We start from the raw sequence: 11,727 nt of genomic DNA, 5'->3' as shown, positions 1-11,727 counted from the left end.
TTATTTATCAAAATCAATTTGAATGATAGATGAAACATTTATATATTTGCATCAGAAAATTTAAATATAAAAACGAGAAAATTATGTCTTTAGTAGGAAAAAAATTCCCGAATGTAACAGTAGACGCAATGTCTGAAATGGGTGATGATCTTAGAATCAATGTATTCCAGGAAGCTACAGAAAACCAACAAAAAGTTCTTTTGTTCTGGTATCCGAAAGATTTCACTTTCGTTTGCCCGACTGAGCTTCACGCTTTCCAGGAAGCTTTAGGAGAGTTCGAAAAAAGAAACACAAAGGTAATCGGTGCTTCTTGTGACACCAACGAAGTACACTTCGCTTGGCTGAACGTTTCAAAAGACAATGGAGGTATTGAAGGGGTTACTTACCCGCTTTTAGCTGATACTCACAGACAATTGGCAAACATTTTAGGAATTGTAGACCAGGATTTCGAATACAATGAAGAAGGTGAAGAAGTTTTCACTGGTTCTAACGTAACTTACAGAGCAACTTACCTTATCGACGAAACTGGAAAAATTTTCCACGAGTCTGTAAACGATATGCCTCTGGGAAGAAACGTAAAAGAATATTTAAGATTAATCGATGCTTATACTCATGTTCAGAAGCACGGTGAAGTTTGTCCTGCAAACTGGGAAGAAGGAAAAGAAGCGATGAAGGCTGACAGAACTTCTACAGCTGAGTATTTGTCTAAGAACTAATACAATGTGTTAATTTGAAAATGAGATAATTTGACAATTAATCGCATTGATTAGTTAAAAATTATCTCATTCTCTATTTATTGACATTTTCAAATTAATAAATTCTCAAATTTTCAAATAAAATTATGTATACAGAATTAACAGAAGATACGTTACAGAATATTGTAAATGATAATGAAAAAGTTGTTGTGCAGTACGGTGCTACTTGGTGCGGAAACTGTAGAATCATGAAGCCGAAATTCAAGAAACTGGCCTCTGAAAACGACAACATCCCTTTCCTGTATGTAGACGCTGAAAAATTACCGGAAAGCCGAAAATTAGCTAAAGTTGACAACTTACCTACTTTTGCCATTTTCAGAAACGGTGAATTGGTGAATCAGGTTCAGTCTAACCAGGCGGAAAGTTTAATTAACTTATTTAACGAATTGTAATTATGAAGTTACCTATAATCAGACAATTTTATCAAAACCAGACTCCTGAAAACCTTGAAAAGACATTAGAAGTTTTGGAAAGTTTCTGCGAGTTCAGAGGAACAAGTGAAGAAGATTTAAACGTTGCAGGAGAATTAATTACCAATATCTGCGGAGCTTTGGAAGTTCATGCCAACGTACAAAACGGAATGAGTGAAAAGGACGCTTTAAACTCATTTGCACAAAAGGTTTTAGGATCTATTGACAAGTAAATCAGATTGAAAGATTGAAGAATTCAAAAATTTCAATTATTAAAAAAAACACAGACTTCGCGCGAAGTTTCCCTATATTTTCAATAAAAAATCCCGATGAAAAGACATCAGGATTTTTTGGGTTTATAAAAATGAATTTTTAAGTTTAATAACTTAATTCATCATAACTAGCTTCTTCTACTCATCAGAATTCTAAGAATATACCAGAACAGCAACATAATGGAAGCAAAAAGCTGTAAAGAAGCTCCTACATACTGACCGGTTGTATATACATTTTTCAGCTTACTTGTTTCATACAAAATACTTGCAGAAGCTAAAACTACCATTCCTACAGAAAACCAAAGTCCTAGGTTGAATCCGAAAATTGCTCCGGCAACAATTAATCCCAATGAAATGAAACCACCGATAATAATGATATTTCTTAAAAAAGAAAAATCCTTTTTTGAAGTAAAAGCTACCAGAGATAATCCTGCAAACATCGCGATAGTAAGCATTGCTGCCTGAAATATTAATGTTCCTCCTCCCGAATACCCTGTAGCAATATATAAAATGGGAAGAAAGATCACAGCCTCAAGCAAAATATAAAATCCTAGCCCTAAATATTGGGTTGATCTGCTTTGGGATAAAGACCATTTATTAGCCAAAACAGAAGCCAGCCAAAAAACACCGATAATCAATAACCAAGTGTACTTTTGTCCGAACATCATGGCGATAAGCTCCACAGGAACTACCTTTAGCAATACAGTTTCCACCCCAATAAATGCAAGAATGGATAAAGCAACGTGCAGGTAAGTTTTTTTGTAAAAATCCGCTTGCTCTATCTCTGAAGAATGAGCGACTAATGCATCTGTCATCATAGTATGTTTTTATTTAATTTAAATTTTAAAAATTCTGATCTATTTCTTAAAAGGTTTTACTCCAAGAATCTTTCCACTTTCTTCAAATACTACAGTCACCAATTCTGTTGGAACTTGTGATTTATCATCTGAATATTTGTACTGAATCATAGGATAAGAACTCCCGTCAATCATAGGTTTATACCCTGATTTAAATATTTCCAGTGTTTTATTAAAATGAATGTCTTCAGAAAGCTTTTTATAGACCTTATCTGTTACAATTTCTTTAGCTTTAGCAGACAAAAGACCATCCGTTACTTTACGATCCGATGATTTTAAGCCGGCCAAGAATTTTAAAAAATTATTATTATAAGACGTGAGCTGATTCTTACTTAATTCTATAAGCTTTTCTTTTTGCTCGGTATTTTCAATCTTCAGGCTGGTCACTTTTTGTGCAAACCCAAGCTGAATACAGAAAACAGCAAATACAAGAACTATTTTTTTCATATAATTTTGTTGATTAAAGTGATGAAGATACAAAGAATTAAATAACTTCTAAGAATTTCATTGTATCTACATTGTCAGCATAAGTATTTAATCCCGGATTTTGAGCCTCTCCTAATTGGATAGAATCCAGTCCTAATTCATCTTTTGCCACTATACACTGAATGTTTTCTTCATTTTCTACAATAAACTTTTTTACATCTTCTAAAGAGGAATACCTGCTGAAATTAATTACAGAAAGCGGACTGAATAACTTATCGTCTTCTTTCAGCATCACAAAATTGTTATCCCAGAATTTTTCCTGATTTAAAAGATAAATAGCCCTGTTATAATCATAATTGTTTGCATATTTATTATGATTAATGATATCCTGAAACCCTAAAAAGTTTTCAAACAGACGATCGATTACAAAATCCTGCGGAATAAATAATCGGGTCACATTTCTGCATCCCAGTCCGAAATACTGAAAAATATCCTTTGCCAGCAATTGTAATTCCTCATCTGTTTCATCACCTTTCAATACCGCGATTGAAGTTCTGTTTTTTCGGATGATATTCAACCGGTCTTTAAAATAATATTCAAGATATCTTGCCGTATTATTGCTTCCTGTCGCGATTACCGCATCAAAATTTTCCAGTTTTTCAACAAACTCAAACTGAACATTCCCTTCCGAAAACTCATTCCATTTTTTAAGGAGAAACGGAATCATGTATCTGTCTTTTGAGGACAGCTTAATGACAGGAATATGATTGCTCAGCACAACAGAAATCACATCATGAAGTCCAACCAAAGGAATGTTTCCTGCCAAAATCAACCCCACTCTTTTTTGGATTTTAGAAGGAGTGTATTCCTTCAGCCAATTCTTTATATGATCTTCTGTCAATAAATCGGCCCATTGCTGCAGAGCAAATTTATGATTTTCAATCGTGAACCATGGGTTTTCAATTTCGGACTTTTTTAATAATAATTCAAAATCCACATCATTATCATTATAATCTTCCGTTTTCTTTAACAAAAACTCCTTAAGATATCCGCTAAGTCTAATAAGTCCTAAAACTTGATTTTCAATATTCATAATTACTTTTAAATTGGGGAATATTTTGTAATTTTGTGCAAATTTAAAAAAAATTAGCGATGGCTATTAAAATAACTGATGAATGCATTAATTGCGGAGCCTGCGAACCAGAATGTCCAAATAATGCAATTTATGAAGGAGCAGTTGACTGGAAAGCTTCCGAAGGTACTGAACTGAAAGGTACTGTAACTTTACCATCAGGTCTTACAGTAGATGCGGATGCACCACAGGAACCTGTAAGTGATGATGTTTATTTCATTGTAACCGATAAGTGTACAGAATGTAAAGGCTTCCACGAAGAGCCACAGTGTGCAGCAGTTTGCCCTGTAGATTGCTGTGTTCCGGATGAGGATCATGTAGAATCTGAAGAAGCATTGCTTAATAAAAAAGCATTCTTACACGGTGAATAACATACACCGTCTCATGATGTATGAGACGGTTTTTTTTACCAAATATCCCAAGTAAAACTAAAAGTACAACTGTAAGCAGAAACGTTTACAAAATCAAAAAATAAAAATATGAGCAAAAAGCACAACTTTAGCGCAGGACCATGTATCTTACCTCAAGAGGTTTTCGAAAAATCCGCACAGGCAATTTTAGATTTCAACGGAATCGGATTATCGCTTCTTGAAATTTCGCACAGAAGCAAAGATTTTGTTGCGGTAATGGACGAAGCACGTGCCATCGTAAAAAGACTGATGAATTTAGGAGATGATTACGAAGTTTTATATTTAGGAGGAGGAGCAAGTCTTCAATTTGCCATGGTACCTTACAATTTGATGAAAGTTGGCGGAAAAGCGGCTTATCTGGATACGGGAACTTGGGCTGCAGGAGCTATTAAAGAAGCTAAAAAAGTTGGAACAGTAGACATCGTAGGTTCTTCAAAAGAAGAAAACTACTCTTTTATTCCGAAAGATTATACGGTAGGTTCAGAATACGATTATTTCCACTGTACTTCAAACAACACCATCTACGGAACCCAGATGAAGACTTTCCCGGAAGTTGACACTTTAATGGTTTGCGACATGAGCTCAGATATTTTCTCAAGACAACTGGATTTCTCTAAATTTGATCTGATCTATGCCGGAGCTCAGAAAAATATGGGACCTGCAGGAGTAACTTTGGTAGTGGTAAAAAAAGAAATTTTAGGTAAAACAGGAAGAGAAAACATGTTCTCAATCCTTGATTACTCTCAACATATTGCTAAAGAATCAATGTATAATACTCCACCGGTTTTCCCTGTATATGCCTCTCTGCTTACTTTACAGCATTTGGAGAATAACGGAGGAATTGCTGCTGCTGAAGCAAGAAATGAAGCAAAAGCAAAACTTTTGTATGATGAAATTGACAGTAATCCCTTATTTGAAACGTTCTGTGTAAAAGAAGATCGTTCATTAATGAATGTTTCTTTCAAAATTACAGACGAAAGCAAAAAAGAAGAATTTGACAATGTCTGGAAAGCTGCAGGAATCAGCGGATTGAATGGGCACAGAAGTTTGGGAGGTTACAGAGCAAGTTTATATAATGCGTTACCTATTGAAAGTGTGCAGGTTTTAGTAGATGTAATGAAATCTATTAAATAATTTAAAGATTAAAAAATATCAGCGATTAAAAGATTATTACCATTATTTTAAATTTTCTTAATTTGCGACCCCGATTTAGAATTTTTAAATATTTAAATTTTTTAATCTTTAAATCAAATAAGAAACCATGAAAGTTTTAGCTAACGACGGTATTTCGAAAGCAGGAGAACAGGCATTAAAAAATGCGGGAATTGAAGTTTTGGACAACAGGGTTGCTCAAGATCACGTAATCAATTTCATCAACGAGAATAACGTAGACGTTCTTTTGGTAAGAAGTGCTACGAAAGTGAGGCAGGATCTTATCGATGCATGTCCGAATCTGAAAATTATCGGAAGAGGAGGCATTGGAATGGACAATATTGATGTTGAATATGCTATTGAACAGGGAAAATACATTATCAATACGCCGACTGCTTCTTCAAAATCGGTTGCGGAATTGGTTTTCGGACATTTCTTTGCTTTAGCAAGATTTCTTCACGAATCCAACAGATTAATGCCGTTGGAAGGGGAAACGCATTTCAACGCGATGAAAAAGTCTTTCAGCAATGCACATGAACTTTCAGGAAAAACTTTAGGAGTTATTGGTTTTGGGAGTATTGGCCAGGAAGTGGTTAAAATAGGAATCTCTTTAGGGATGAAAATTAAAGTTTTAACCCGAAAACCTAAAACGGAGATCCTTACATTGAATTTTTTCGACGGACAGTCGGTGAAATTTGAAGTCACTTCTACCAACGATATGGATGTTTTCTTAAAAGAAGCGGATTTCATCAGTATCAATACGCCTAAAACGAACGAATATATTATAGATACGCCAGAGTTTGAAAAAATGAAAGACGGCGTTTATATTGTAAATACTGCAAGAGGCGGTGTCCTGAATGAAGTGGCTTTAATTGATTTCATTGAATCTAAAAAAGTGGCCGGTGCAGCTTTGGATGTTTTTGAAAACGAACCTAATCCTGAATTACCACTTTTGATGAATCCTGCATTATCACTTTCACCTCATGTAGGTGGAAATACGGTAGATGCACAGGAAAAAATAGGACTGGAACTTGCAGAACAAATTATTAAGATAAAAAACGAACTATAAAGAAATATGCCTGTTTTTAAACCATTTCGTGGAATAAGACCTCATAAAGATTATGAAGCCACTTTTCCTACTCATCCATTAGATAATTTTACCCAATCTGAAATTGCTGAAAAAGCACAGGTTGAAAACACTTACATCAATATGATCAAACCATATGTGGTAAGTAAATCTAAAGATGTAGACAGGAATTTAAGGAAAATAAGAACTACTTTCGAAGAGCTTCTGAATGAGAAAGTCCTGGTACAGGATAACTCGGCTTATTATCTTTATGAGCAAATATACCCTAATAAACAGGTATTTAGAGGCCTTTTAGGTTTAAGCAGTATTGAGGATTTCTGGAACGGAAAAATCAAAAGACACGAAAGTACCATTCCACAAAAGAAAGAAAAACTGGCTCATTACCTTGAGAAAGTAAATTTACAGGCAGAACCGGTATTGTTAACCTATCCTTCTAATTCAAAAATAGAATTATTGATGAATCATGAAGAGAAAAATGTACCTATTTTCAATCATGTAGACAGTATCGGAATCCGTCATAAAATCTGGAGAATCGACAATCGTCTGAAATTACAGCAATTCAAGGAAGTTATTGATCAGATCGACTCTTTTTATATTGCAGACGGACATCACAGGATCGGATCTACCGCCCTGAATGCAAAACGCCTGAAAGATAAAAACAAGAAACATAACGGGACTGAACCTTATAATTTTGTATATAGTTTCATTGTTTCCAACCAATCTATAAAAATTCACGATTACAACAGGATTATCAGTGATCTGAATGGTTTGAGCTCTGAAGAATTCCTGTCAAAACTTGAAAAGTATTTCCTAATTCACGAAAAAGAAGAGACTCCATACTACCCTTCTCAGAAGTTCCATATCTCTATGTATCTTGACGGAAAGTTTTATTCTCTTCACGTAAAGCATGATCTTCGTTCCCAGGAAATGTCTTTGGATAATCTGGATCATCATCTTTTGGATAAATATATTATCAAGGATATCCTTAACATTGAAGATTCTGACAGCTCAGATAAAATCTTATACATCAAAGGAACTTCAAATATTGAAGGGATTAAACTACTGAAAGAAAGTGTTGATAAAGGTGAAGGTAAGGTAGGTTTCGGAATCTATCCTGTAAGCTTTAATGATATGATCAAGATTTCGGATCTTAAATTGAGTATGCCGCCAAAATGCACCTTTATAGAACCTAAACTGGTAACAGCTTTATTAATGTATGACATGAAGCCTTAATTCATAATTTTTTATTTATTTTTATGCTTTGAAAAGAAATAGGTCAGTATAAAAATGAAGAAATCATTACTTATCATATTTCCACTCTTTTTGGGTGGATTTTTATTTTCTCAAAAGAAGCAGGTCAAAAAAACGGTTCCTACTCCTAAATATAATTACCATACTGAGTTCAAAAAAATCTCAGACGAAATTATGATTAACGGAACGGCCTATGACAATCTTGGTGAACTTACCAAAGGAATCGGTCCCCGCTTCAGTGCCACTCCCGGATATACAAAAGCAGTAGACTGGGCTGAAAAACAATTTAAGGAAATCGGAATTGAAACCATCTGGAAGCAGGATGCAAAAGCTCCCATTTGGATAAGAGGAAGGGAAACTTTGCAGATAAAAGCAGGAAATGGTGACTGGAAAAATATTAAAATGCTTTCTTTTGGGAATTCTGAAGGGACAAACGGAAAAGATCTAACCGGCGAAATTGTCTTAATCAATACGACCGGAGAGCTGAATGCTTTATCAATCGGACAACTAAAAGATAAAATTGTTTTCGTTAACCTTCCTTTAGATCCCACCATTGTAAATACCAGTGATTCTTATTTAATTACGGCTAAATCAAAGCTCATTTCAGCTTCCGTAATTGCAAAAACAGGAGCAAAAGCATTAATCATAAGATCATTAACTACAGCTTATAATGATATTCCCCATGCTAAAATGGTCTATTATGAACCGGATGATAAGGCAAGAATTCCGGCGATGTCCATCGGTGCAAAATCTGCTGATGAGCTTGAAAAACTGCTGAAGAAGGAAAAGGTAACGGCAAAGATCAATATGTCTGCGGAATCAAAAGGGGAAGCCCTTAATCCGAATGTTATCGCTGAAATTCCCGGTAAAAAAGATTCTAAAGTAATTCTTTTAGGTGCCCAGCTGGATTCCTGGGATTTCGGAGAAGGTGCGATTGACGACGGTACCGGAGTTGTACAATGTATTGAAGTATTAAGAACATTAAAAGCACTTGGCTATGAAAACAACCATACCATAAGAGTTGTTTTGTTTGCCAATAGTGAAAATGGCGGACAAGGAAGGGAAATGTATGCTTCCTACGTAAAAAAGAAAGAGGAGAAACATATTTTTGCTTTAGGAACCGATGCAGGAGGATATTCTCCGAGAGGATTCTCATTGGATATGTCTCCGCAAAGAAGAAGGCAAATCTTTGAATGGAAAAACTATTTCCTTCCCTATGGAGTGTATGACTTTGACCAGACGGATGCTATTCAGGATATTTCACCCCTGAAAAAACTGGATGTCCCTCTTGCCGAACTTGTTGTAGATACACAAAGATATTTCGACTATCACCACTCTGTTCAGGATACTTATGATAAAGTAAATAAACGTGAACTTCTTTTAGGTTCGATAGTGATGACCCAAATGGTACTTATGATTGATCAAAACTGGTAAAAATGAAAAAAATTCTGACAACAACTACTCTACTTTTGAATTTATGCTTACTAGCACAAAGCAAAGAAGACTCCATACAATTCAACAAAATTTCAACGGAAATTTTAAATAATGGCAAAGCCTATAATGAACTCCGAGATTTAACTAAAAATATAGGTCATCGTTTGAGCGGTTCTGCCGCTTATGAAAGATCTGTTCAATGGGCCGCTCAACAACTTCGTGATGCAGGAGCAGATAAGGTTTGGCTACAGGAAGTGATGATTCCTGTTTGGGAAAGAGGAAAAGAGTCTTTGCAGATCAAGACTGATACCGGAAAATGGAAAAGCTTAAAAATGCTTTCTTTAGGAAATTCCGAAGGAACAGGCGGTAAAGATGTTTCCGGGGAAATCATCATGGTAAAATCTATGGATGAGTATGAAAAATTACCCCCAGAAAAGGTAAAAGATAAAATAGTTTTCTTTAACTATCCATTCAGTCAGTCTTATATCGAAACGTTCAAAGGATACAGTGATGCGGCAAAATACAGAACAACAGCCGCTTCATTAACGGCAAAAAAAGGCGGTAAATTTGCCATTATCAGATCACTTTCTTCTGCTTTTGATGATGTTCCTCATACCGGGGCAATGCGTTATCAGGATGATAAAAAAATTCCTGCGGTAGCCATTGGGAGCTCCGTTGCTGATGAGCTTGAAAATCTTTTAAAATCCCAGAAGGTGATGGCAAAATTAAATTCCAACTGCGGAATGAAAGGGGAAAAGCTCTCCCATTCTGTTATTGGAGAAATTGCAGGCAGAAAAGACAAAAGTGTTATCGTTGTCGGTGGCCATTTGGATTCCTGGGATGTCGGTGAAGGCGCTCATGATGACGGGGCCGGAATTGTTCAGAGTATTGAAGTTGTAAGAACATTCAAAAAACTGGGAATTCCAAACAATCATACAATACGTGTGGTTTGTTTCGCTAATGAAGAAAATGGTGTAAAAGGAGGTATACAATATGGAAAAACAGCTAAAGAAAACAATGAGAGACACCTTTTTGCTATAGAATCGGATGCGGGTGGCTTTACTCCGAGAGGAATTGCTCTGGAAATGGATGAAACGAAAAGAAAACAGATCCAAAGCTGGAAACCTTTGTTCCTTCCTTACGGAGCCTATGATTTTGAAAATAAATATTCAGGAACAGACATTTATCCACTTCGGGATATGGGAGTTCCTGCTGCAGAACTTGTTCCGGATTCGCAAAGATATTTTGACATTCACCATACAGAAGAAGATACTTTTGAGAAAGTCAACAGAAGAGAATTACTTCTTGGTGCAACAGTAATGACACAGCTTATTTATATGATTGATAAAAACTGGTAAACGATTTACACGTGAAACATAAATTTCTAATTTTAGCATCAACTTTATTCCTAAGCCTGTCTTTCGCCCAAACAAAAATGAAAGATTTAAAAGATCTAATAAATAAAAATGAAGATGCAATAACCTTAATCCAAACATGGAAAAAAAGTGCCCGAAATAAAGTTCAGATTTTAGAAAAAGATTCTCTGAAATCAAAAGAAGCATTATTTAATATTCAAATATCAACTCGTTCTCCTATGGGAGCAATAGTTTTCCATACTGGAGGAATTCTAATTAATGATGGCTGGATTAGAATTTATGGATCTGGCAATAATAAATTGGACCGAAATTTACCTGATTGGAACAAAGGAAAAACCTTTGAAAATTTTGGTGAGAAGCCAGGCCACTTAATCATTGCTGATGATGCTATAGGAAGCTTTTTTCTCTTAAATGGCGGCGACTTGGGAAGCGATTTAGGAAAAGTTTATTATTTTGCGCCTGACAGCTTGGAAACAGAACCTCTGGATTTAACATATTCTGATTTTATTAATTTCTGTTTTAATGGAAATGTAGACGGGTTTTACAAAGATTTACGATGGAAAAACTGGGAAAAAGATTTTAAAGATTTAAGTACAAACGAAGCTTTTATATTTTATCCTTATCTATGGACTAAAGAAGGAAGAGATATCGATTCTGTTCAAAAAAGCAAGGTAAGTATTGAAGAAGTCTATAAATTAAAAGTTTCTAAAATGAATCCTATTGATAAATAAAAGAACAAAATTAGATTTCTCCTTTCGTCGAAATGACAGATTTCCAATTTTAAAATATAAAAATAAAAAGAGTTCAGGATTTTCTGAACTCTTTTTATTTTATAATAGTAAAGATTTAAATTCTTTACACAATTTCGCTTGTTAATTCCCTTGAAAGTAATTTTTCATGCATCGGCTTTAATAAATCCATTGAGCCGGTTTTTACCGTACATTTGCCCTTGAAATGGACTAATATTGTACATTGTTCGGCCTGCTCCAACGTATGTTTACATATTTCTATCAATGAATCTATAACATAATCAAAAGTATGTACATCATCGTTATGCAAAACGAGTTTGTACACTTCATCCAAATCATCTAGTACGAGCACTTCTTCTTCATACTGACGCTTAGGATTTTCGTAATCTTTTATATGGTTATGAAAAAACATATTT

At 35.0% G+C, this 11,727-nt stretch carries 14 protein-coding genes; 10 read left to right on the top strand and 4 right to left on the bottom strand.

Annotated elements, in window-relative coordinates:
• Window positions 1–83: 83 nt before the first annotated feature.
• The 3 genes from CLV73_RS03590 (at window position 84) to CLV73_RS03580 (ending at window position 1,398) form a co-directional block, all read left to right on the top strand.
• Window positions 84–716, top strand: a complete 633-nt coding sequence (locus CLV73_RS03590) for a peroxiredoxin (protein ID WP_100375498.1) — start codon at window positions 84–86, stop codon at window positions 714–716.
• Between the two features lie 125 nt (window positions 717–841).
• Window positions 842–1,147, top strand: a complete 306-nt coding sequence (locus CLV73_RS03585; RefSeq protein WP_100375497.1) for a thioredoxin family protein — start codon at window positions 842–844, stop codon at window positions 1,145–1,147.
• A 2-nt stretch (window positions 1,148–1,149) separates the two neighbouring features.
• Entirely contained in the window at window positions 1,150–1,398 is a 249-nt protein-coding gene (locus tag CLV73_RS03580) for a DUF6952 family protein (RefSeq protein ID WP_100375496.1), read from the top strand.
• 167 nt (window positions 1,399–1,565) lie between these two features.
• Here the strand turns inward: CLV73_RS03580 and CLV73_RS03575 are convergent, their stop codons facing one another.
• Genes CLV73_RS03575 through CLV73_RS03565 form a run of 3 tightly spaced genes read right to left on the bottom strand, consistent with a single transcriptional unit; the run spans window position 1,566 to window position 3,813 of the window.
• Entirely contained in the window at window positions 1,566–2,255 is a 690-nt protein-coding gene (locus tag CLV73_RS03575) for a Bax inhibitor-1/YccA family protein (RefSeq protein WP_100375495.1), read from the bottom strand.
• 39 nt (window positions 2,256–2,294) lie between these two features.
• Window positions 2,295–2,741 carry a peptidylprolyl isomerase gene (locus CLV73_RS03570; RefSeq protein WP_100375494.1) on the bottom strand — a complete coding sequence of 149 codons (447 nt, stop codon included), beginning with the start codon at window positions 2,739–2,741 and terminating at the stop codon, window positions 2,295–2,297.
• Window positions 2,742–2,778: 37 nt separating this feature from the next.
• The gene (locus tag CLV73_RS03565; protein WP_100375493.1) at window positions 2,779–3,813 is read right to left on the bottom strand and encodes an acyl-CoA reductase; all 1,035 of its coding nucleotides are present in this window, start codon (window positions 3,811–3,813) and stop codon (window positions 2,779–2,781) included.
• A 59-nt stretch (window positions 3,814–3,872) separates the two neighbouring features.
• Here CLV73_RS03565 and CLV73_RS03560 point away from each other — a divergent pair, with 59 nt between their 5' ends.
• The 7 genes from CLV73_RS03560 (at window position 3,873) to CLV73_RS03530 (ending at window position 11,293) form a co-directional block, all read left to right on the top strand.
• On the top strand, window positions 3,873–4,223 hold the full coding sequence (locus tag CLV73_RS03560) for a 4Fe-4S binding protein (protein ID WP_034682968.1): 351 nt from the start codon (window positions 3,873–3,875) through the stop codon (window positions 4,221–4,223).
• Window positions 4,224–4,331: 108 nt separating this feature from the next.
• Entirely contained in the window at window positions 4,332–5,396 is a 1,065-nt protein-coding gene (gene serC, locus CLV73_RS03555; protein WP_100375492.1) for a 3-phosphoserine/phosphohydroxythreonine transaminase, read from the top strand.
• A 127-nt stretch (window positions 5,397–5,523) separates the two neighbouring features.
• A complete protein-coding gene (locus tag CLV73_RS03550; RefSeq protein WP_100375491.1) occupies window positions 5,524–6,483 on the top strand; it encodes a D-2-hydroxyacid dehydrogenase in 960 nt (319 codons plus the stop codon).
• A 6-nt stretch (window positions 6,484–6,489) separates the two neighbouring features.
• Window positions 6,490–7,734 carry a DUF1015 domain-containing protein gene (locus CLV73_RS03545; protein WP_100375490.1) on the top strand — a complete coding sequence of 415 codons (1,245 nt, stop codon included), beginning with the start codon at window positions 6,490–6,492 and terminating at the stop codon, window positions 7,732–7,734.
• 54 nt (window positions 7,735–7,788) lie between these two features.
• Window positions 7,789–9,186, top strand: coding sequence for a M28 family peptidase (locus tag CLV73_RS03540; protein ID WP_100375489.1), 1,398 nt, complete (start codon window positions 7,789–7,791; stop codon window positions 9,184–9,186).
• Between the two features lie 2 nt (window positions 9,187–9,188).
• Window positions 9,189–10,544: a M28 family peptidase gene (locus CLV73_RS03535; RefSeq protein ID WP_100375488.1), complete on the top strand. Its 1,356-nt coding sequence runs from the start codon at window positions 9,189–9,191 to the stop codon at window positions 10,542–10,544.
• Window positions 10,545–10,621: 77 nt separating this feature from the next.
• The gene (locus CLV73_RS03530; protein WP_100375487.1) at window positions 10,622–11,293 is read left to right on the top strand and encodes a DUF2625 domain-containing protein; all 672 of its coding nucleotides are present in this window, start codon (window positions 10,622–10,624) and stop codon (window positions 11,291–11,293) included.
• A gap of 124 nt (window positions 11,294–11,417) precedes the next feature.
• On the opposite strand, the gene CLV73_RS03525 is transcribed toward CLV73_RS03530, so the two are convergent.
• Window positions 11,418–11,723, bottom strand: coding sequence for an ATP-dependent Clp protease adaptor ClpS (locus tag CLV73_RS03525; RefSeq protein WP_100375486.1), 306 nt, complete (start codon window positions 11,721–11,723; stop codon window positions 11,418–11,420).
• Window positions 11,724–11,727 lie beyond the last annotated feature (4 nt).

It is taken from the genome of Chryseobacterium geocarposphaerae, from assembly GCF_002797535.1.
Classification (GTDB): domain Bacteria; phylum Bacteroidota; class Bacteroidia; order Flavobacteriales; family Weeksellaceae; genus Chryseobacterium; species Chryseobacterium geocarposphaerae.
Note: the sequence above shows the minus strand (reverse complement) of the source record. Positions and strands in the feature narration are given on the sequence as shown.